This is a genomic window from Desulfobotulus mexicanus (genome assembly GCF_006175995.1).
Taxonomy (GTDB): Bacteria; Desulfobacterota; Desulfobacteria; order Desulfobacterales; family ASO4-4; genus Desulfobotulus; species Desulfobotulus mexicanus.
On record NZ_VDMB01000016.1, the window covers coordinates 56,769 to 79,876 of the forward strand.

15 protein-coding genes are annotated in these 23,108 nt (G+C 48.8%); 8 read left to right on the forward strand and 7 right to left on the reverse strand.

Going from position 1 to position 23,108, the window contains the following annotated elements; genetic code table 11:
* Positions 1–106 precede the first annotated feature (106 nt).
* Both FIM25_RS12115 and FIM25_RS17125 read right to left on the reverse strand, forming a co-directional pair.
* The gene (locus tag FIM25_RS12115; RefSeq protein WP_139449686.1) at positions 107–3,142 is read right to left on the reverse strand and encodes a hybrid sensor histidine kinase/response regulator; all 3,036 of its coding nucleotides are present in this window, start codon (positions 3,140–3,142) and stop codon (positions 107–109) included.
* Between the two features lie 239 nt (positions 3,143–3,381).
* Entirely contained in the window at positions 3,382–3,561 is a 180-nt protein-coding gene (locus FIM25_RS17125; protein ID WP_179953340.1) for a hypothetical protein, read from the reverse strand.
* On the opposite strand from FIM25_RS17125, the gene FIM25_RS12120 reads away from it, so the two are divergent.
* The 8 genes from FIM25_RS12120 (at position 3,560) to FIM25_RS12160 (ending at position 14,741) form a co-directional block, all read left to right on the forward strand.
* Entirely contained in the window at positions 3,560–4,741 is a 1,182-nt protein-coding gene (locus tag FIM25_RS12120) for an FIST signal transduction protein (RefSeq protein WP_179953341.1), read from the forward strand. The two genes, FIM25_RS17125 and FIM25_RS12120, sit on opposite strands and share 2 nt — an antisense overlap.
* On the forward strand, positions 4,731–7,670 hold the full coding sequence (locus FIM25_RS12125; RefSeq protein ID WP_179953342.1) for a response regulator: 2,940 nt from the start codon (positions 4,731–4,733) through the stop codon (positions 7,668–7,670). The genes FIM25_RS12120 and FIM25_RS12125 overlap by 11 nt, the downstream gene beginning before the upstream one ends.
* 253 nt (positions 7,671–7,923) lie before the next feature.
* Entirely contained in the window at positions 7,924–9,561 is a 1,638-nt protein-coding gene (locus tag FIM25_RS12130; RefSeq protein WP_139449692.1) for a methyl-accepting chemotaxis protein, read from the forward strand.
* A gap of 61 nt (positions 9,562–9,622) precedes the next feature.
* Positions 9,623–10,324, forward strand: coding sequence for an OS_HP2 family (seleno)protein (locus tag FIM25_RS17715; RefSeq protein ID WP_268815279.1), 702 nt, complete (start codon positions 9,623–9,625; stop codon positions 10,322–10,324).
* 173 nt (positions 10,325–10,497) lie between these two features.
* The gene (locus FIM25_RS12145; protein WP_139449699.1) at positions 10,498–11,130 is read left to right on the forward strand and encodes an HAD family hydrolase; all 633 of its coding nucleotides are present in this window, start codon (positions 10,498–10,500) and stop codon (positions 11,128–11,130) included.
* Between the two features lie 11 nt (positions 11,131–11,141).
* Positions 11,142–12,680, forward strand: a complete 1,539-nt coding sequence (locus tag FIM25_RS12150; protein ID WP_139449700.1) for an ATP-binding protein — start codon at positions 11,142–11,144, stop codon at positions 12,678–12,680.
* A 166-nt stretch (positions 12,681–12,846) separates the two neighbouring features.
* Complete coding sequence (gene tnpA / locus FIM25_RS12155; protein ID WP_425456385.1) at positions 12,847–13,239, forward strand: IS200/IS605 family transposase; 393 nt, start codon at positions 12,847–12,849, stop codon at positions 13,237–13,239.
* On the forward strand, positions 13,236–14,741 hold the full coding sequence (locus FIM25_RS12160) for a zinc ribbon domain-containing protein (RefSeq protein ID WP_139449704.1): 1,506 nt from the start codon (positions 13,236–13,238) through the stop codon (positions 14,739–14,741). Before tnpA ends, FIM25_RS12160 begins: the two co-directional genes overlap by 4 nt.
* A gap of 148 nt (positions 14,742–14,889) precedes the next feature.
* Here FIM25_RS12160 and FIM25_RS12170 read toward each other — a convergent pair whose 3' ends face one another.
* From FIM25_RS12170 to FIM25_RS12190, 5 genes are all read right to left on the reverse strand, one after another.
* Positions 14,890–15,162: a response regulator gene (locus FIM25_RS12170; protein ID WP_218961415.1), complete on the reverse strand. Its 273-nt coding sequence runs from the start codon at positions 15,160–15,162 to the stop codon at positions 14,890–14,892.
* 311 nt (positions 15,163–15,473) lie between these two features.
* A complete protein-coding gene (locus FIM25_RS12175) occupies positions 15,474–17,936 on the reverse strand; it encodes a PAS domain-containing protein (RefSeq protein ID WP_179953343.1) in 2,463 nt (820 codons plus the stop codon).
* 310 nt (positions 17,937–18,246) lie between these two features.
* Positions 18,247–20,268 carry a methyl-accepting chemotaxis protein gene (locus tag FIM25_RS12180; protein WP_179953344.1) on the reverse strand — a complete coding sequence of 674 codons (2,022 nt, stop codon included), beginning with the start codon at positions 20,266–20,268 and terminating at the stop codon, positions 18,247–18,249.
* Between the two features lie 35 nt (positions 20,269–20,303).
* Positions 20,304–20,780, reverse strand: a complete 477-nt coding sequence (locus FIM25_RS12185) for a chemotaxis protein CheW (RefSeq protein WP_139449710.1) — start codon at positions 20,778–20,780, stop codon at positions 20,304–20,306.
* A 316-nt stretch (positions 20,781–21,096) separates the two neighbouring features.
* Complete coding sequence (locus FIM25_RS12190) at positions 21,097–23,100, reverse strand: methyl-accepting chemotaxis protein (protein ID WP_139449713.1); 2,004 nt, start codon at positions 23,098–23,100, stop codon at positions 21,097–21,099.
* Positions 23,101–23,108: the final 8 nt, after the last annotated feature.

The window sequence follows — 23,108 nt, forward strand, 5'->3', positions numbered from 1 at the left end:
CTCGCCATGCCTAAACCAAGGGCTTTACGGCGACTTTCGGTATGGAATGGGCCAAAACAATGCTGTTTCCATACTGGACCTGCATTTTTTTAGAACCCATCAACTACTAAAAATCATTGGCATCAGGAATTCCCTGATACTGCTGCACATCCTTCACCCCCTGCGCCACTGCCGCTACTGCCGCAGAAAGGGCGTCCCTGTTCTTATTCCTGCAGATTGTCTCCATGCGACAGGCAGCATCCCGCAGGGCCTCAGCGCCCACCTGTGCGGAGATCCCTTTCAGAGTATGGGCTTCCAGCTTCATGCCATCGAAATCCCCCTCTTTCAGAAAATCCTGCATTTTCTCAAGATGAAGGGGAATGGCCGCATGGAAATCATCCATTATACCGGCGGCCAGCTCCAAATCCCCCATGGTCATGATTTCAAGGGTTTCAGGATTCCATACCTTTACTCCATGTTCCGGGGAGGATGGCATTTCACCTGCCCCGGCACCTTCATGGCTGCTCCGGTTTCCCAGCCATTTCTGCAGCACTTCAGCCAGCGCATGGGGAATGACGGGCTTGGCAAGGTAGTCACTCATGCCTGCTTCAAGGCATCTTTCCCTGTCCCCCTGCATGGCATAGGCGGTCATGGCAATGATTGGGATACTCCGGTTGATATGGGAGGCATCCCAGGAACGAATTTTCTGTGTGGCAGTGAGTCCGTCAATGACTGGCATCTGTACATCCATGAGGACAAGGTCGTAGGATTCTTTTTCAAGCATTTCCAAAGCCTCAGCCCCATCCCCCGCCGTATCCGCATCCAGCCCCAACCGGGATAAAATGCCAAGGGCCACCTTCCGGTTAATGGAATTGTCATCCACAAGAAGAATACGATATCCGCTTCCGGCAAAGGAAGGCAGGGTTTCCCGGATGGTGTGCCGGGTCAGGATGGAACCCGACGATGGCAGCCCCTCTTCCTTAAGACCCAAAGCCATGCAGCAGAGAGCCTGAAGATCCTGATGAATCACAGGCTTTGGGAGCACCCCCGTAAAACCGATATCCGCCAGCTCAGCGGCCTCCCCCCGCTGTGCAAGGGAAGAAAGCATGATCAGCCGGATATCCGCCAAAGCGGGCCTTGCCCTAATAATGCGGCCCAGCTCCCTGCCATCCATTCCCGGCATCTGCATATCCAGAACCGCAATGGGAAAGGGATCTTTATTATAAACGGCTTCTTCCAGCATCTGCAGGGCTTTTGGCCCGTTTTCCGCCTCGGCTGGCCGCATGCCCCAGAGATTCATGCGGATACGCAGCACCTCACGATTGGTGGCATTGTCGTCCACAATCAAGCAGGAAATACCTTTCAGGCCTTCGGGCGGGAGAGAAGGAATCCAGGCAGCCTGATCCTGGAGCTTCAACTGCAAAGTGAACCAGAAGGTACTGCCTTCTCCTTTACGGCTTTCCACGCCCATTTCTCCGCCCATGAGGGTGACAAGTTCTCTGGAAATGGCAAGGCCTAAGCCCGTCCCCCCATACTGGCGTGTGGTGGAGCTTTCCACCTGAGAGAATTTTTCAAAGAGCAGGTGCTGTTTTTCTTCAGGAATACCAATACCCGTATCCCGTATAGCAATATGAAGCCCTACATGATTATCTTCCCCGGAGAGTTTTCCTATGTGGATGCTGACTTCACCATTTTGTGTAAATTTAATGGCATTGCCCACAAGATTGGTGAGAATCTGACGCAGCCTTCCTGGATCTCCCTGCACCCGCGAAGGAACTTCCGGGGCCATGTCAAAAACAAGTTCAATATTTTTTTCCTGCGCCCGCAAGGCCATGGAAAGACAAAGCTCCTGCACCAACCTTTCAAGGTCAAAGTCCAGCATGTCAAGGCTCAGCTTACCCGCCTCAATCTTGGAAAAATCCAGAATGTCATTGATCAGCCCCAAAAGGGCACCAGCGCTGCTGCTGATGGTTTCCCCATAGCGTCGCTGCTCATCATCGAGCTGTGTATCAAGGAGGAGATCTGTCATGCCGATGACCCCGTTCATGGGGGTGCGGATCTCATGGCTCATATTGGCAAGAAATTCACTTTTAGCGATGCTTGCCATCTGGGCCTGCAGGGCCATTTCCTGGGCCTGACCAATGACATCCTCCAAAGCATGATTGGTCATTTCCAGCTCTTCTCTGGACCGGACAAGCTCCATTTCCGCTTCCTTACGTGCCGTAATGTCCTGAATGGAAAGAAAGATTCCCGAAACCACAGGGTCATGGAGAAGGTTGCAGCCTCTGGTTTCCACCCAGACCCAGTGACCCGTTTTATGACGGTAGCGATAGGAAATACGATCCTTTGCAAAGGGCTCCGTACTGACCCTCCCTATGGCCTGCCGCACGGCGGGCAGATCATCGGGATGAATCATCGCCAGATTATCCTGCATAGATGTCTTTTCTTCCGGAGTATAACCGAGAATACTTTCCACCTGAGAACTCACATAGGTGGCATTGCCGTTGAGATCAATAATCTGGGTGATGGTATCCGAATTTTCCTCCAGAACCCGAAACCGCATCTCACTGGCCTTCAGCCTTTCCTCCCATTCTTTCTGCTGGGTAATATCCGTCTGGATTCTGTCCAGACGGACGGCCCTGCCATCCTCATCCTTCACAAGGTAACAGTTGGCACTGACCCAGCGCACTCTGCCATCTGCATGGAGAATCCTGTAGCTGTGGTTTATGTATCCCTCTTCTTCAAGCTTCTGCCGTACATTCTCAAAGCGTTTCAAATCCTCGGGATGAACCGTACTGAAATAGATATCCGGATTGTCATGGAAAGACTGCAGGGGAAGACCGTAAAGGGATTCTGCGGAAGGGCTGATGTAAAAAAGAGTTTTCATGTCCGGCCAGCTTAAGGACCAGACCACATGGGTGAGATTATTTAAAATATCAATGAGCTTTTTCTCGTTCTCAAGAATTCTCTTCTGGCTTCGCCGCAGCTCGGCCACAGCCCTGCGGTGCTTGTAAATCCAGAAAAGAATGGCTGCAAATGCACAGGCTGTAAGGAAAAAAAGGGGCTGCGTGAAAAGGGCCAGAAACGTAAATAAAAGAAGGAGAGCGAGTCCGGCAAAGGAGCGTTTCAGCACTGTTTTCGTCCGGATTTGTTCAGAAGGCATGGCACACTCTTTCCGGTCAGCCAGGCCGCATGATACGGCCTGCCGATGTCATTAAAAAAAACCTGAAAAAAGCCGATGTTCAGTCAATCAGAGCGCGATAAACCGGGAAAGGAACTCCCTGTCTTCCTTTATCCACCGAGAATACACCGTTCACTCTTTTTTTGAAACCTCAAAAAAAGCCCCCTCCCCCCTGCCATGGGGAGTGCCGCATTGAATTATTTCTTGAACAAAAAAGTACTTTATGTCATTTTTAAAAAACTTTTCACTGATTCTTTTCCAGTTCCATCTCCATTAAAAAACTTCCGGCTTTCTGCCGAACCTTCTCTGTCCTGGCTTTTAAGACCTGTTTTTTTATTAAATCCCATTCCCGGCAAAACCTCCACCCAAGGAGATGAGGTAAATGGTGTTTCTGTTTTCATGGAATCATCTGAAAAATCCCCCTTTACCCAAAGAAAGGAAATCCGCCCAATGATTATTCAGGTATGCAGCGAAGGCCACCTTGAAGCAGCAGAAAAAATTGCCCGCCGCATGGCTTCAGATCCAAGGGTAAAAAGCCTTTTAATACTCGGATGCGATGGTAACGAATGGACAAAGGAAGAAGCAGATCCACTGTTCCAATCTCTTCCCGTTCCGGTTTTTGGAGGCATCTTCCCGCAGATTATTGCCGAGGGGAAGAACCTTGAACAGGGCACCCTTGTGGCAGGGCTCCGTCATCCCGTAAAACCCTTTGTTATTAAAGATATCAGCCGTCCTGAAACAGAGCTTGAAGATGAACTTGACGATCTCCTTTCCAGCGAAAACTTTTCTTCTGCAACACTTTTTGTCTTTGTGGATGGCATGGCAAAACGCATTGCAGAACTCGTGGAGGGCCTTTTCAGTACCCTTGGCCTTGAACCCAATTATGTCGGCGGCGGTGCCGGTTCCCTCAGCTTCAAGCAGAAGCCATGTATTATTACCCCGGAGGGGCTTCTTATGGATGCGGCCGTTCTGGGACTTTCTAAGGTATCAAGCGGCATCGGTGTCGCCCATGGCTGGCATCCGGTTTCAGAAACCATCAAGGTGACAGCATCCTCAGCCAACAGGGTTCTTTCCCTGAACTGGAAACCCGCCTTTGACGTGTACAGGGAAATCATAGAAAAACACGGAAATGTTTCCTTTGAAAAAACAACCTTTTTCGATATTGCCAAGGCCTACCCCCTGGGTATCGCCCGCATGGGCGCGGAAATGGTGGTGCGCGACCCCATACTCACGGAAGAAAATGCCCTTGTCTGTGTGGGCGAGGTTCCGGAAGGCAATTATATCCACATTCTGAACGGAGACATGGACTCCCTTATTAAAGGTGCCGTGGAGGCCAGAAACACGGCATCAGCCAACTACAGGGGAGAAGAAAAAAATCCGGTCCTCTTTTTCATGGACTGCATTTCAAGGGTTCTCTTCATGGGGGATGATTTCCGCAGGGAGATTCAGGCCGTAGAACAGGGCAGCGTTACCTTCGGAGCCTTGAGCCTTGGAGAAATAGCCAATACCGGCGATGCCTTCCTTGAGTTTTATAACAAGACAGCAGTTGCAGCCCTGCTTGGAGATGCCTGTGAACCCTGATATGTATAAGGATGCTTTCCTTCAGATCGCCTTTGCCATCAGTGGAGAATTCAGCCTCAAAACCATACTGAAAAACAGCCTTAGGGTTTTTCTCAGAAAGCTGAACTGCACCATGGCCGCCGTGGTGCGCACCGACAAAGGGGAGCCGGTGACGGAACACATCCTGCCCAAAGCCATGGCAGGCCATGGGGGCTACCTTGAACCCATGGCCAGTCTGGCCCATGCCCTGGAAGAAGCTCCGGCTCTCCCATGGCACTCCGTGCAGCATGGCGAACAGCACTGCTATGCCTTTATGCTGGAAGATTTCGGCTTTCTTTTTCTTGCAAGGGCTGCGGCCTTTGATAATTTTTTTCTCCATGAAATGGCTCCCATGGGCAAAATGCTCGCAAGGGCCTGCCTTGCCTGCCTTGCCCTTGAAAGAAGACAACAAAGCGAAGAAGAAATGCTAACCCGCAAGGCGCACTTTGAATCTGTTTTTACCAGCACCAATGACGCCATGGTTTACTTTGACACAAACCATTGTATTTTTAACGTAAATGAACGTTTTACGGAATTGTTCGGCTATACACTTGAAGAAGTATCGGGAAAAAATATCAATACGGTTGTTGATCCCCTGAAACAGGAACATGAATACGGCTCTCCCAGAATTCTTGGCGGAGAAACCATAGAAATGGAAGCCGTCCGATATGCCAGGGATGGCCGGGCCATTGAAGTCATGCTGAAGGGTGGCCCTGTCCGCATCCATGGCATCATTCAGGGCGGCTATGCCACCTACTCCGACATTTCAGAGAGAAAAAGAAATGAGCGCATGCTCCTTGAAAGCAATTTTCTTCTGGAAAAATCCATAGAAAGGGCCAACCATCTGGCCGAAGAAGCAAAAATGGCCAGCATCGCCAAAAGTGAATTTCTGGCAAACATGAGCCATGAAATACGAACCCCCATGAATGGCGTTCTGGGCATGGCAGGCCTGCTTCTGGATACAGCTCTGGACGAAAAACAGCGCCGTTATACGGAAACCCTTGAGTCCAGCGCCAAAGCCCTGCTCTCTCTGATCAACGATATCCTTGATTTTTCCAAAATTGAGTCCGGTCATCTGGAACTGGAAGCCCTGAATTTCAGTCTGAGACCCCTCCTGGATGACCTCGCCGCCATGATGGCTTTCAAGGCTGACGAAAAGGGACTTGAACTCATCTTGTTCATTGAAGAAAATGTTCCGGATCGCCTTAATGGAGATCCGGGCAGACTGCGTCAGGTACTCACCAACCTTGTGGGCAATGCCATCAAATTCACCCATGAAGGAGAAGTCCTGATCCATGTGAGTCTGCTGGCAGAAAAAAATGATGACATCACCATGGAATTCAGAATCCGGGATACGGGCATCGGTATCCCGGAAGACAAAATACCGCATCTTTTCAATCAGTTTACCCAGGTAGATGCTTCCATATCAAGGCGCTACGGAGGAACGGGCCTTGGCCTTGCCATCACAAAACAACTGATAGAACTCATGGGAGGAAATATTGAGGTTGAAAGCGTGGAAGGCAAGGGATCGGTATTCTGTTTTTCCGTAAAAATGCAGGCAGGCTTACCGGTACAGCAGGAACAGATTGCATGTGCAGCGCTCAGCGGTCTCAGGGTACTGCTTGTGGATGACAATGCGACAAACAGGGAGATACTGCATATCCGCCTGAAAGCCGCAGGCATGATCATTCATGAGGCAGAAAATGGCCCTTCAGCACTGGGGGCCATTTATCAGGCCCTTGAAGAAAAAAAACCCTATGCCATGGCCATTCTGGACATGCAGATGCCGGGCATGGACGGCGCATCTCTGGGCAGAGCCATAAGATCCAATCCCCTTCTTAATGATCTCCGCCTGGTCATGATGAGCTCCTCAAGCCGTCGGGGAGACAGCGCCATGGTAAATGAAATCGGCTTTTCCGCCTATCTGACCAAACCCGTTCCCTATGGCGAACTTTTCATCTGCCTCTGCATGGCCCTTGGCAGCAGGGAACCTTCGGACCTTGTAACCCGGCATACGGCAAGGGAGGCCCGCTACAGCCGCCAGCCTGATTTTTCAGAACAAAAAATCCGCATCCTTCTGGTGGAGGACAATCTCACCAATCAGCAGGTGGCCCTTGGCATGCTGGAAAAAATGGGCCTTCAGGCAGACACCGCAGAAAATGGCGAAGACGCACTTTTATCCATCAAAGCCCATGCCTACGATCTGATTCTTATGGATATGCAGATGCCCCGGATGGACGGTCTCAGGGCAACCAGGGAAATCAGAAGAATAGAAGCCGCTGAAAGCAAAAAAACTGTGCCCATTATTGCCATGACCGCCAATGCCATGCAGGGAGACAGGGAAAAGTGCCTTCAGGCAGGCATGAATGACTATATATCCAAGCCCGTAAATCCGGAAACACTGGCAAAAACCATTAAAAGGTGGCTGAGCCTGCAGCCTGCCCCTGAGACAATGCCTGTGGAAACAAGGGCGGCAGATTCTTTTCCTGCACCAGAAAAACCCCATGTACCCCAGAGCATATCATCGGATTTCATTACGGATACTCCCTCTGCAAACAGGCAGTCACCTGCTGCCTGGAACCCCATGACCCTTGAAACATATCTTTACGGGGATCTGGATATGGTGAAAACCATTCTGGAAACCTATACGGCACAGCTTCCCTCATCCATGCACACCCTGAAAACGGCCCTTGAATCCGGGAGCCGGGAAGAAGCCCGGCATAAAGCCCATGCGCTCCGGGGTACAAGCGCCAATGTGGGGGCTGAAATTCTTATGGATATGGCTGCAAAGATGGAAGAGAGTATCTTCCATGGGGATATGGATACCGCCGCTGCCATTTTCCCTGAACTGGAAAAAAAGGCGTACCATCTCATTCGGATTCTGAAAGATAAAAAAATGATACCTCCCTGACATGCCAGGAATAAAAATTGCTTAAACATATGGACAGGCCTTGAACCTGCTGATCTTCTCACCTGCACCTCCGGGAGAGGTCCGACACACAGGACACAAGCCGGGTCTGCTTCATGGACTGAAACCTGTTGGCCCGAGTGCCGGGGGGGGAGGGGCAATAAAACAGAAGGCCACCCGCAGAAACCAAACACCAAACAAATACACTACTGTATCAAACAATTACCGCCACAGGCACCCATGGGGAGAAACAGCAATGAAAGCGATCATAGACTTTTTTACAAAAAACAAAGCAGGCATCGTTTTTTTCAGTATCACCCTTGTCCTTTCCCTTTCAGTCGGCCAGATATTCCGGGATCTGCCCCTTATTTTTTTACTTCTTCCAACGGTGGCAGTCCTTTTTGTCTTTTACGTCCATGGGAAAAAGAAAGAATCGGATGCCATTGATCTTGCCACGGAATACTTAAAAAAAAGCGCCCTTGTGGATTATTGTGTCATGGGCAGCGCGTATAAAGCCCTGTCTGAACTGGAAAACGGATTTACGGACATTCTTGGAAACAGGGCGCAGATTGAAAGGGTATTCAGAAATGCCATGCAGGCAGACCAGAGCAATCATTTTTTAGGATTCTGGGTCTGCTGGTCTGAAAAAGAAGACAGCATCTATATCTACAGAGACGGCAATGACCTAAAAACCATGCCCCTTGATGACTACAAAGACTGGGACTACTACAAAATCCCCATGAGAAAGGGCGAAACCTGCATCATCAAACCCTTTTACTTTGAACTTGAAGGTCAGCAGGTTCTCATGACAACCCTTTCCATACCCTTAAAGAAACAGAACCGGATTACAGCCGTCATAGGTATTGACATCAGGCTTGAGGTGGCCAAAGAGATTGTTCCCGATCTTGTTTTTATGATGACGGATTATCATGGCAAATCAAAAGCTGAACTTGAAAAAATTGCAGAAACCCGCAGCAACGCCTTCCACCCCCTGTACCTGTCCATAAAAGCCCTTGGAATCTATTATGATAAGATTCTGGAATATGCCAACACAGTAGCTTCTTCTGCCACGGAGCTGTCTTCCGTAAGTGACGATACCAGCAGAAGTCTCCATACCCTTTCTGAAAAAACAGCAACGGTTGCCGCCGCCGCAGAGGAGGCCAGTGTGGGAAGCGCCACCATTGCCGCCAGCATGGAACAGGCGGCAACCAATCTCTCCAGCGTTGCCAGTGCCTCGGAAGAAATGAGTGCGACCATCAACGAAATTGCATCCAACACGGCGAAGGTGAGATCCATCAGCTCCCAGGCTACGGAGCAGGCAGCAACCACCTCTTTTATGATGCAGCAGCTTGGCACGGCCATCCGGGAAATCACCCTGTTCACAGAAACCATCACTGAAATATCGGAACAGACCAACCTTCTCGCCCTGAATGCCACCATTGAGGCTGCCCGTGCCGGAGAATCCGGCAAAGGCTTTGCCGTGGTTGCCGGTGAAATCAAGGAACTGGCCAGACAGACAGCTGTGGCCACAGAGGATATCAAAAAAAGGGTGGAAGGCGTTGAGGGTGCCGCCGGGGATGCCATCAAAGATATCGACAAAATTACTGCCATCATAAAAAATGTGGGGGAATACATTGCAGGTATTGCCACAGCCATTGAAGAGCAGTCTTCCGTAACCAGCGAGATGGCATCCAACATTGCCCAGGCTTCGGCGGGAGTTCATGAGGGAACCGAAGCCGTGGGCCAGACAGCTTCCGTATCCAAAACCATGGCTCAGGATATTGCGGATGTGAACAATGCGGCAGCCCATATCAGATCCGGTGGGCAGCAGGTACAGATAAGTGCTGCCGAACTCTCCCGCCTTGCAGAACAGCTCAAGGGACTTGTCGGCTGAGGCGACCATATATGACTCCGGCTTTATTTCATAATATGAGGACTAAAACACTGGAAACCACATGCCACTGAAATCAATCAGCTTTATCTGCTTTTTTCTGATATTTTGTCTGTCAGCCCTGCCCCTCTGGGCAAAACCAATCCTCCATGTTCCAGAGAGGGTATACACCTTTGACACCCTGCCCGAAGGCAGCATCATCACCCACCGTTTCATCTTTCACAATACCGGAGACAGTGAACTGCGCATACTAAAGGTAAGCCCCGGCTGAGGCTGCTCTGCGACCTCCTTTACGGGGCGCATCCCTCCCGGTGGCGAGGGACATCTTGATGTAAGGGTAAATACCGCAGGCTATGCCGGTCGCACACTGGTTCAGACCATACCCGTAAGAACCAATGCAACAGACAACCCTGAAATCCAGTTTGAAATCAGAGGTTTCATAAAGCCCTTTGCCATCATGGAGCCTTCCGTCATCCGCCTGCATGGCGCTTCCGGAGACACCATTGAACAGAAGCTTATCCTGAAACCGGACCCGGAATACCCTTTTGCCGTTACAGGCATACGTGCCACAAGGGGCGGAGACTTCGATTTCAGCATCTCAGCTCTGGATACAGAATACGGCTATCTTGTCTCCACTTCCAATACAAAAAAAGAGGCTGGCCGCTACTATGATACACTGATACTTGACATTGAAAGCTCCATAAGAAAAGACATCCGCATCCGGGTGCTGGGGGATATCCGGCCTCCGGAAAAAAATCAGCACTGAACCCTGCAGGATAAGGGGCAGGATTTGTGTCTGACTGAGGCCACACTTAAAAGGTGATCCTTACAGGACAGGACCGGGAAAATTTTTCATAATTGCAGGCCTTAGCCTGCCCGCATCATAGCCACCTGACCAGACATGGCTGAGTCAGATAAGGCATCAAAAAAGGAAGTTCTATGCAGATCTTTAAAGATATCAGCCTCGTTGCCTTTGACTGCGACGGCGTGATGTTTGACTCCAGCAAAGCCAACCAGACCTATTACAATACCCTTCTCAAAAATTTTGACCTGCCGCCCATGGATGAAAAGGACTTCCATTATGTGCATATGCATACCTCAGCAACAGCCATTGACTATCTTTTTGAGGGCAGGGTTGATCTGGAAAAGGTCAGGGAAAAGCAGAAAAACTTCCATTACCCGGATCTTTTTCCCCTGATGATTGAAGAGCCGCACCTGAGAAAAGTGCTGAAAATCCTTCAGACAGATTTTAAAACCGCCGTTGCCACCAACCGATCCAATACCCTGCGTCCCCTTCTGGATCACTTTGATCTCACAAAGCATTTTGATATGCTCATCACATCCATGGATGTGGTCAGGGCCAAACCCTGGCCCGACATGCTGGAAAATCTTATCAGCTACTTTGGCATAGGGCCTGAAAACCTTATCTACATCGGGGACTCTCCCCTTGATGCACAATCGGCCTCGGCAGCAGGCTGCCATTTTATCGGCTATGGCCCTAAAGATCTGGGGGCGGAAGTCCATATCACAAGCCTTGCAGGACTGCCGGAACTGCTTCAACCAATCAAATAAAAAGGTCAACGATGAAAAAACTACCCATAGGCATACAGAACTTCAGGGAAATCATAGAAAACGGGTATGTCTATGTGGACAAAACAAAAGACTACCATAACCTGATTCAGAACAAATACTGTTTTTTATCCCGACCCCGACGATTTGGCAAAAGCCTTATGCTTTCCACATTAAAGGAAATCTTTAAAGGGGAAAAAAAACTGTTTAAGGGCCTGTGGATAGAAAATAAAATTGACTGGAACATCCACCCCGTCATTCATCTGGATTTCAATCTTATTACCCATCACCTTGATATTGAAACCTTTGAAAGAACCCTTCTCCATGCCTTGAAGAGTAGCGCCCTTGAATACAATATTTCCATTGACGAGGAAGATCCCAAAAACTTTTTCCAGCAGCTTGTTACTGCCCTTTCTAAAAAAGCGAAGGTTGTACTGCTTGTGGATGAGTATGACAAAGCGGTCATCGACTATATTGATGCCCCGGACAAAGCAGGAACAAACAAAGATTATATTGCTTCCTTCTACGAAGCCATAAAGGGTCTGGATGCATGTTTCAGATTTGTTATGCTGACGGGTGTGACAAAGTTTAGCAAGGTCTCTGTCTTCTCAAAACTGAACAACCTGCGGGACATCACCTTCACCGACACCTACAGCACAATGCTGGGTATTAGGGAAGAGGAGCTGTATGCCAATTTTGAACCCCATCTGAAGCAAAGTGCCGACGCACTGGACATTAAAGATGACGAACTCAAATCAAAAATCCGAACCTGGTACAACGGTTACAGCTGGAATGGCAGAGACAAGCTTTACAATCCCTTTTCCATTTTAAGCTTTTTTGCCGAAAGCTCATTTAACAACTACTGGTTTGAAACAGGAACCCCCACTTTTCTCATAGAGCTGATCCGAAAAAATCATTTTCTGCTGCCGGACCTCGAAGGGATAGAGGTGGAAAATTACAGTTTCGGCAGTTACGGCCATGATAACCTTGAACCGGTTCCCCTTCTGTTTCAAACGGGTTATCTCACCATCAAAGAAAAAAAAAAGGGCTTTTCCGATGAAATGCTTTACAGACTGGGCCTTCCCAACAGAGAGGTAAAACGATCGCTTCTCAACAATATTCTTGGATATTATACAGGAAAAGGGGTCTCCCATGCCAAACCACCCTACCTGAAAATGCTTCAGAGCCTTGCCTCGGAAGATTTTGAAAGCTTTATTCACTTCCTGACAGCAGCCTTTGCTTCACTGCCCTATAACCTGTACCCGGCAAAGGAAGATTATTACCATTCCATCTTTTATCTGATCCTTGTCATGCTGGGAGCGGAAATTGATGCAGAAATACTGACGGATAAGGGCCGTATGGATGCCGCCATTCATTTTTCAGATAAAATATATATTGTGGAATTCAAAACAGGCGATGTCAAAAAGGGCATGCAACAGATCAGAAACCGAAGATACTGGGAAAAATTCGGTCTGCGGAATAAAAAAATCCTCCTGCTTGCCGTAGGCGGTTTTGACGAAAAGAAGATAGAATATCTCATTGAGCATCCCTAGCCTGCAGAACAAATCCATGGCTTTGGATCACAGGGGCAAGGGCTGCCCCTGCAATTTTTACCGAAAGTCGCCGTAAAGCCCCTGGCTTTAGCCATGGGGATATAAGGCGACGGTTTTGAATTGATTTGCATTGAAATATACAGACTCTTAGTATATAATAATAGTCATGAAATATAAAAACAATAACAATGTCGTATACTCCTGTAAATACCATGTAATATGGTGTTCAAAATATAGAAGACAAGTATTGACAGGAGCCGTTGCTGAACGGCTCAAAGATCTTATAAATCAAGTTGCTTCTGATCGTCAATCTGAGGTCATTGAACTGGAAATTATGCCGGATCATGTGCATCTGCTGATAGAAGTTGATCCCCAATATGGCATTCACAGGTTGGTAAAGCAGCTTAAAGGTTATTCATCAAGGATACTACGCAAGGAATTTTCAASTATAAAGTCACGCCTGCCAACTCTCTGGACAAACAGTTATTTTGTGGCAACGGTAGGAGGTGCGCCTCTTTCCATAATAAAACAGTACATYGAGGAACAGAAGAACCGATGACTGAAACCTTCATAYATGAGATACCGCTGATAACAACACCCCATGACGAGGCAGTGCTTGATGTGCGTCTGGATGCGGGAAGGAACYTGTACAACGCYTGCTTGCGTGAGTCCTTGCGCAGGCTGGATCTCATGCGTGAATCAAAGATGTTTCAGGCTGCGYGCAAAACTCCCAAARGTAAAGAAAGAACTGCCCTATTCAATGAGTGCAATAACAGGTTTGATTTTAAAGAATACAGCATTCATGCCTTTGCAGCAAAAACCTGTAAAGCCTGCTGGCTTGGGGATCACCTTGATGCATTCACAATCCAGAAGACAGCCTCAAGAGCGTTTAATGCCGTAAAAGAATATGCCTTTGGTGGACGRGGAAGACCCCGTTTCAAAAGATACGGTTGGTTCACCTCCATTGAAGGCAAAAGCAATGCTTCGGGTATTCGRTGGAGGAAGGGGCGTGTTCTCTGGAACGGTCTTGATATAGCTYCARGGTTTGATCTGAAGGATAAACATGGTGTCGAGGCYCATGCCCTTTCATGCCGGGTTAAATATCTGCGTCTTRTAAAACGGACCATCAAAGGTAAAATCTGCTGGTTTGTTCAGCTTGTCCTTGAGGGRAAACCCCATCAAAAGAGAAAAAATGAGMTTTCAGAGGATATATGCGGTCTGGATATTGGCCCTTCAACCATTGCCATTGTYGGCACTAAAGATGCTGTTCTGACTCAATTTTGTGATGAAGTCGTCCAGCCATGGAAAGAAATCAGACGCAAACAGCGAGCCCAAGACAGAAGCCGCAGGGCAAGCAATCCCGATAACTACAATGAGAATGGTACGGTAAAAAAAGGATCACGGAAATGGCACCGTTCAAACCGATACAAAAAACGCCAAAAACAGATTGCTGAATGTCAAAGAAAACTTGCTGCAACCAGAAAAAAGCAGCATGGAGAGCTTTGCAACAAAATTCTAAGCCTTGGCAAAAATGTAAAGACGGAACAATTATCCTATAAATCCTTCCAGAAAAACTATGGGCGCAGTGTTTCAGTGCGTGGTCCAGGAATGTTTGTCAGTGAAATAACCCGCAAAGCTGCAAATGCTAGCGGTGGTGTTGAGCTGATAAATACTCGGACAACCCGCCTTTCCCAAACCTGTATCTGCGGTACTGTCAAGAAAAAACCCCTTAGCCAGCGTCATCATATTTGCAGTTGTGGTGTAACGGCTCAAAGGGATCTTTTTTCGGCATTTCTGGCAAAACATTGTAGCAACAACACCCTTGGCATCCATCAGGCGAATAAAGACTGGTCGGCTGCGGAACCGCTGCTGCGACGGGCGATGTCAAGGGTAACAGAAACAGCAARTCGGAGGTCTGTGCCTTCGAGCTTCGGTATCCGGAGACAGAGCTGTTCGTCCGTCAAAGACAGATCGGAATGTATCGAGGTCGTGGATGCTGTAGCCGCAAGGCGAGAGCCACGAAGAGATGCAGTCCTTGCTGTCAGAACCCCCTGGCTTTAGCCATGGGGAGGTTCAGTAAGTCTCCCAAATCTCCTTTTGACGTTACAGGCATAAAAACAAAAACAACAACTCAAGATATTCTTGATGCTGTAAAAGAATCTCGGGCAGGGATTGGCGAATAAATATAAAAGTTTTTTGATTTTCTAGTTTAAAGCCTTCTCATCAGCAGGGGCAGGGCATCGTTAAGGGGCAGCCATTTTGTAAGAACATGCATCAGCTCTTCGGGAAGAACAGGCTTTGAGATGTAATCATCCATACCCGCCTCAAGACAGCGTACCCTGTCCTGTTGCATGGCTCCGGCGGTCATGGCGATGATGGGAATTTTTGTGTGCAGGCAAGAAGAATTTCCTTTTTCGATATGGTTCCCACGATGAATGCGGCCTGAAAACTGAGGTATGGATACCTGATGCAGTGGTTTCAAGGACGGTTTTTGCCTGACAGTCGGGGCAGATATCCTCACAGTCCCTGTATGTCCGGTAACATTTTGTGCCAAGAATTCTTTTTTCTTCAGGTACAGAAGCAAAACCATTCCAGTTGCTGTATAAAATGTTCATATCCGTATCATGGATGGAGACCATGTCCGGAATAAGGGAAAGCATCTGCTGAAAGCGTTCTTCGTTTTTTATGACTGTCTCATCCGCTACCCTTTCTTTCACAGGAGCGATTTTCGGGCAGAGGGCAGGATTTTCGCAGGTACAATGTGCTTTGTGTTTTTGTTCGACAAGTCGGTCTCTACGCTTCTTTTTTTTCATGGGCTTTTTCCTGAATCAAAGGGAGCCATTTTTCTACCTTTTCTTTCAGTTCCATGGCGTGTACGGGTTTGGCTATGTAGTCGTCCATTCCTGCTGCCAGACATTTTTCCCGGTCGCCTTCCATGGCATAGGCTGTCATGGCAATGATTGTGATTTTGCTGTTTTCTATGCCGGAATCAGCACTTCTGATTTTTTTTGTGGCTTCCAGCCCGTCCATCACGGGCATCTGCACATCCATGAGAACCAGATCATAGGTATCTGTTTTCAATTTCTGCAGGGCCTGTGCGCCGTCTTCAGCCAGATTCGCCGAAAACCCAAGTTTTTTGAGAATCCCCAGAGCTACAACCTGATTGGTGGCATCGTCTTCCACCACAAGGATGCGGGCTGTTTTTTCATGGAAGAGCTCCTGCGCTTTGCCAGAAGATGTATCGGATGGCATTGGGTTTTCGAGGACTTGCTGTTGTTTCTCCTGAATAATTGTAAAGTAGAAGTTGGAGCCTTGACCCATGATGCTGAAAAAGCCTATTTGGCCTCCCATCATTTCCACAAGTTCCTTGCATATTGCAAGGCCAAGGCCGCTGCCCCCGTATTTTTTTGTAATGCAGGGTTCCAGCTGGCTGAATTTCTGAAAAACAAGTCCGTTTTTTTCCTCTGGAATGCCTATGCCCGTATCTTCTATGGAGAAATGGAGCAGAACCTCTTTATGGCTCTCCATTAGGGGATGGATATGTAACCGGATTTCTCCCTTTTCGGTAAACTTGATGGCATTGTCCAGAATATTGAGAATAATCTGCCTTAAGCGCAGACTGTCTCCCCGTAGGTTTGTCGGGGTTTCGGGGGCTATGGAGAAGCAGAGTTTCAAGTCTTTCTGCCGGGCGTTGAACTCCATGGCAGATAAAATGTCCTGCACCATCCTGTTGAGGTTGTAGTCTGAGATATGAAGTTCCATGCGCCCGGATTCAATTCTGGAAAGATCCAGAATATCATTGATGATTCCCATGAGAGAGCTGGCACAGCTCCCTATGGTCTCGGCACAGCTCCGTTGTTCTGCATTCAGTTCTGTATCCAGCAGAAGCGTATTCATGCCCATTATGCCGTTCATGGGGGTGCGGATTTCATGGCTCATGTTGGCCAGAAAATTGCTCTTGGCGATGTTGGCGGCTTCAGCCTGCTGGCGTTTAAGGCGAAGTTCCTCCTCCATTTCTTTTCGGCCTGTGATTTCGTTGCTCAGGGTAGCCACACCTATAAATTTTTTGCAGTCCTGACCGTATACGGGAAATTTGCGGCTGAGGAAGGTGCGGATTTTTCCGTCATCCGTGCGGATGGTTTCTTCCATGGTGAGTTCCTCACCATGGGGAAGCAGCATGGCTTTTTCGTCGCCTTCCATGAACATTTGAATATCTTCAGGGCTGGCAATGCCGTGGAAAAGATCCCTGTCCGTTTTGTCCCGTAAAGCTTCCGGGTCGTTGTGGCCGGTGAGCTTGAGATAGGCCTTATTGACATGGATATAGCGCAGGTCTTTGTCCTTAAGAACTGCAATGGTATCACTGCTTTCCAGAATGGCAGAAAGGTAGGCAGCCCTTTCTTCTGTTTTTCTGTGGGCGGTGATATCCATGAGGGTTATCAGGGCATGGCGTTCTCCGCTGATAAAAAGGGGGGCACCGCCAACGATGAAGGATACGGGGTTAAGCTTGTTGGATATGGTGAAGCTGTGGGTGCTTTCAATGTCTGTACTACTCTGGCCCGTTTCAAATATTCTGTTGAGAACGGCACTGATGCGGCAGTGGGAACAGTTCTCATGGTTCCGGCAGCCCTGCAGGGCGTACTCACAGCCGAGAATATCTCCGGGATTTTTTAAAGCTCTTTTTTCCAGAGGTTCACTGCCTGCAATGGGCATGAGTGCTGCATTGATACGGGTCACAAGTCCCTTTTCATTGACGATCATCTTGCCTACGGGTGAGACATCAAAAATGGCCTTCAGGTTAGCCTGTTCCTGAAGCTCTGTTTCATGTCTTTTGAGTGTGATTTCCTGCTGCTTTTTTTCTTCTGTAATGTCTGTTCCGTGGGAGATGATGCCGCTGATGCTGCCCTTTTCATCCGTGGAAGGGAAGTACTGCATGCGCATCCAGCGTTCTCCCTTGCCCGGAAAAGGTACAAAAACTTCATAGCTTATTGTTTCTCCTCCAAGGCAGCGGTTGATATGGGGTTTTATGCTTTGCTCAAAAAGCTCTTCTCCCATGAGATCCGAGACGGACAGCCCCTTTATTTCTTCGGTACTCCGCTCGAAAAAACGGGCGTAGGCGAGGTTCACATACTGGTATAGATAATCTCTTCCCACCATGGCAATGGGGTGGGGAAGGGCATCCATAACCGACTGGGGAAGGGCTATGTTTTCTGGTTTATGGGCTTGTGTAGGCATATTCACGTCTTTTCTTTGTTTCATTTTTGAAGAGACGCCATCCTGATACATTTTTTCAAGCGACTGGAAACCGCTTCTGCTATGTTCAGTGGCCTGTGCAGTTTTTTTGGTTTTGCCATAAAAGAAGCTGTGAGCTTATTTAGAAGTTCTTAAGGTCATTAAAGTCTTTAGGGTCTTTAAAGTCCCTGAATATTTTAAGGAAGGGCAGGCGTTAAGGACTGCCCTTAACGCCTGGTTTTTACGGCCCCTGTTTTGTAGGGGCACCCTTTATGGGTGCCCGGAGCAAGAAATCTCCACTTCCTACTTCTCACTTCTCACTTTTTACACCCCATGATCAGAAGCGGCCGAAATCATCGTCATCATCCATGGGGATGACCTGCTTGGGACTGATTTCCTTGCCCTTCGTCTGGGGTGGTCTCTTTAGGCTTCTGTCCTGATTCTGTCTTGCCGGTGCAGGGGTTCTTGCAAGGGCCGGACGGTTCTGGCTTTCTTCCCTGTAACGGGGCTGGTTATAGGAATTCTTTCTTGCCCTTTCAGCAGCGCCACCCACCATGGCCACAAGTTCCTGTACCATGGATTTCATCTGTTCGGCCTGGGCATTCATTTCTTCGGATGCGGATGCGGATTCTTCGGCATTGGCAGCATTCTGCTGTACTACCTTGTCCATTTCCGCAACGGCCTTGTTGATCTGCTCTATGCCCTGGGCCTGCTCCTTGGATGCAGCGGCAATTTCCGCCACCAGCTGACTTACCTGGGTGTTACTGGAAGCCACCTCGCTAAAGGCTGTATTGGTGCGATTCACAAGCTCGCTTCCCTGCTGCACCTTTTTTACAGTACCATCAATGAGTTCTGCGGTATTTTTTGCTGCTTCCGCAGCCCTCATGGCAAGGTTTCTAACCTCATCGGCCACCACGGCAAAACCGGCTCCGGCTTCTCCGGCACGGGCTGCTTCAACGGCGGCATTGAGGGCGAGAAGGTTGGTTTGGAAGGCAATTTCATCTATGGTTTTTATGATTTTAGAGGTTTCATCGCTGGCCTTGGAAATGTCTGTCATGGAGCGGGTAAGCTCAGCCATGGAGGAAGTGGCTGTGTTTACCACCTCCCTTGTCTGACCCATGAGGGCATTGGCTTCCCCTGCATTGTCGGCATTCTGCTTGATCATGGAAGACATTTCTTCCATGGAAGAAGAGGTTTCTTCTATGGATGCGGCCTGTTCGCTGGCACCTTCGGCAAGGGAGATGCTGGCGGAAGAAACCTGACCCGAGGCCGAGGCTACCTGATCTGAGCCTTCATTCAAGCCTGCAATGATACGGCTTAAGTTGGTGTTGATGCTGCGGGTGATGAGAAGGCCCAGAGCAAGGGCAAGGATGACACCGAGGAGGGATGCCACAGTAACCAGAATTTCAATAAAGACAGCCTGAGACAGGGCGTTTTCTGTTTCCGTACGGGCTATTTCTCTGTTGATGTCTACAAGCTGATCGAGAATGCTCAGGGCAGCCCTTTCCCTTGCTGCAGTAACCACAAGGGCCTGTTCCTTCATGGCTTCAAAGATTCTTACCGATTCATCGGCTATGGCCTGCATCTCAGCAAAGCTTCTGAATACGCCATCCATGGCAGGCTGCATTTCGTTGTTGAAAATCTGGCGGGCTGCTTCAGTTCTGCCTGAAGCCACGGCTTCTTTGATGCGTCCCACAGCCTCATGGAAGCGGCGGTGGGGTGTTTCAAAATCCCGGAGGGCAGTTTGGAGCTGGCGGTTGTCCGTCTGGAAGGTGGGGAAATATCGGCCAGCATTGCAGGCTGTATGGTTTTCGCCCCCTTCAAACCTTGCTTCAGGATTTTCAATGAGGCTTCTTACCTGATCCACAACCATATAATGGTCTTTGGCAAACTGCTCGATGCGGCGGGAAAGGGCCATGGGATCGGCAATGCCGTTGGCATCAATGGCTCTGGCCATTTCCATGGAGCGGTCGTTTTCCCTTGCAAGGGCTGCAATGGTAGGTTGGAATTCGTTCCAGAGTCTTGCTCCATCCGGGGTTTTGGGGAGAGGACCGTAAATGGCAGCAGCTTCTCTGTAGTTGTTACGGGCTGTTGTAAAGCCCTCATACTGGCGCTGGCGCTGTTCCATGGAAAGGCCGGGAATGGCAAGGGTCCGCATATTGCCCCGGGCCAGTCGCAGATTGCTTTCCATCATGAGAAGACTGTCTACGGCAGGAAGTCTTACTGCACCTACCTCATTAATTGATTTTTCACCCTGATTTGCACCGTAAAAGCCTGCAATACCCACAAGAAGGGTAATGATGGCAACAGCTATAAAAGATACAATGAGCTTTTTTCCTATGGTCCATGTTCCCTGCATAGCTATCCTCCTGATTGTTTATTGGGATAAGGGGTTCATTCTTCCTGGGTGAGGGTGTCAATCTCTTCGGTGGTCAGGATGCTGTCGATGTCCAGGAGGATATTGACCTTGCCGTCCATTTTGGCCATGCCGAGAATATAGTCCGTATGGAGTTTTGTTCCAAAGGAAGGGGCAGGTTCGATGTCTTCGCCTTTGATGTTCAATACTTCAGACACAGAATCCACTACGCAGCCCATCTGGATGGAGGAGGAAAGCCCCCTTACCTCAACGACAATGATGCAGGTCCGGTCCGTGTAATCCGTGGCTGGCATGGAAAATTTCAGGCGAAGATCCACAACGGGAATCACCTTGCCCCGGAGATTGATGACGCCCTTCATAAAATCCGGTGTCTGGGGTACGGAGGTAATGGGCATCATACCGATGATTTCCTTTACCTTGAGAATGCCGATGCCGTAGTTTTCTTCTCCCAGGGAGAAGGTCAGATACTTGCCTGCACTGGCTGTTTCGTCCATGGAAAGCTCCTTTGCTGCTGGAGGGTGATGAAAGAATAAAAGGTGGGGAAATGAAATGTTTTTGCAGTTACTGTCTGAATGATACAGATATTCTCATGAATGGCTCTGTGAAAACAAGCTTTTTTCTATCTTATAATGTTTGTGGTGTTTTTAAAGCTATTTTTTGATAAAATAGTAGCTTCCCTGAGATGTGATACAGTCAGAAAATTTCTTGAAATACCATGATTTATTTGGTTTTGCTGTTCCAGTTTTTTTCACCTCAGCCATCTCAGGGAGACGGCTGGGGTGAAAGGCACCTTTGTTTTATAAATGGATCTTAAATCTTAAACTGCCCGACCATTTTTTTAAGGGATTCTGAAAGCCTTGAAAGCTCCCTTGCACTGTCATTGACCTGGCTTCCATTTTCTTTCATCTCACCCATGGCGTGATTTATACCTGCAATGTCCTTTGTGACCTCTCCCACCACGGTGGCGTTCTGGCTGGCATTTTCATGGACCAGCTCAATTCCTTGAGATACCTGAGCCACATTACCCGCAATCTCACTGGCTGCGGTGGACTGCTCTTCCACGGCTGCGGCAATATTGCCCACAACCTCACTGACATCATTGATTACCGTTGTTATTTCACCCACCTCCTGAATGGTGGTGGCTGTGGTGCCCTGAATATCTTCAATCTTTTCGCGGATATCCTGAGATGCCGCAGCGGTCTGCCTTGCCAGTTCCTTGATTTCATTGGCTACAACGGCAAAACCCTTGCCTGCTTCTCCGGCTCTGGCGGCCTCTATGGTGGCGTTCAAGGCCAGCAGATTCACCTGTTCTGAAATATCTGTGATGGTTTCGATAACTTTTCCGATGGCATCGGCGGCCTCTTTCAGGCTGCCCATATGCTTGGACATGCGGGAAGCTTTGCCTGCGGCATCATCGGAGACACGCCTTGCCTTGCCTGCGTTTTGGGCAATTTCGCTTATGGTGGAAGACATCTCTTCCGATGCCGTAGCCAGCAGGTTGGTGTTGCTGGAGGACTGTTCCAGGGCCGCTGCGGACTGATCCATGTTGGTGGAGATTTCTTCGGAGGCCGCTGCCACGGTTTCAGCACGGCCGGATACATCCTGAACGCCCTGCTGCATGTTGTCGGCAATGGTGGAAAGCTGGGTGGAGGAGGATGCCAGTGTATTAACCCCTTGTCCTATGTCACGGATAATACCTTGAAGTTTTTCCACAAAGACATTGAACCACCGGGCCAGCTCTCCCACCTCATCTTCTGTACTGATCTTAAGGCGCATGGTGAGATCTCCCTCACCTTGGGCAATATCCTTTAATCCGGCTACAGCCGAATTGATGGGGTTGACAATGGAGCGTACAAGGAGGGTTACAATAAAGCCCACAATAATAAGGGAAAGGATAATTACCAGTACCACGGCGTTTCTCACATCTCTGGAGCTTTCCAGAAATTCAGCATGGTCCTGGGTGACGGACATGAGCCAGCCCGTACTGGGAACAGGGGCAAAACCAGCCATTTTTCTCACACCCTGAAAAACATATTCATCGGAGCCGGAATTTCCCCGTAGCATTGTCCTTGCAATGTGCTCCATTCCAGGAATCTGATTGATATCTGTTTTAAGTATAAGGGCCTCATTGGGGTGGGCCAGCACCAGACCCTTTTCATTGAGCATGTAGCCATAACCTGTGTTGCCAAGTTTGCGGGAGGAGACCATTTCCGTTAGATAATTTGCATTGATTACAGTGGCAAAAACTCCGAGAAACTCGCCCCTGCCAGAAAGGATGGGTGAGTTTATGGGCAGGACTAGGCCGCCCGTGGCCTGGGAGCGCAGCACATTGCCGATGACGGTTTTTTTGGTGGACATGGCCCTTTTAAACTCATCATTGTTGGCAATATTAAATCCAACATATTCATTGCCATTGGGCATGACGCCGGTGAGAAGTTCTCCTTTGGCATCCGCAACAAAAATGCCCTGATAGTTTGATCCAAGGGCGGGGAACTGGACCTTGAGGTTTTCAAAAACATGGAGGGCCTGGGGTCTTACAGCTGCAGACCCCTTTGTGTGGGCTTCCACCAGAAGTTTTCTGATGTTTTCTTCTTTGGCAAAGGTGTCTGCCAGACGGACTTCTGCAATGAGAAGGTTGTCCATGAGATTGGCCAGATCCTGGGCAATGCCATGGGTGTTATCTGAGGCGATGACGGTTAATGCTGTTGTGGATCTGCTCATGGCAATGAAGCCTACGGCCAGAAGGGGAATGAGAACTGAAAGCAGGCTGACACTTAGCAGCCTGAAACCTATGGATCTGACATTTACGGCCATGGTCGAAC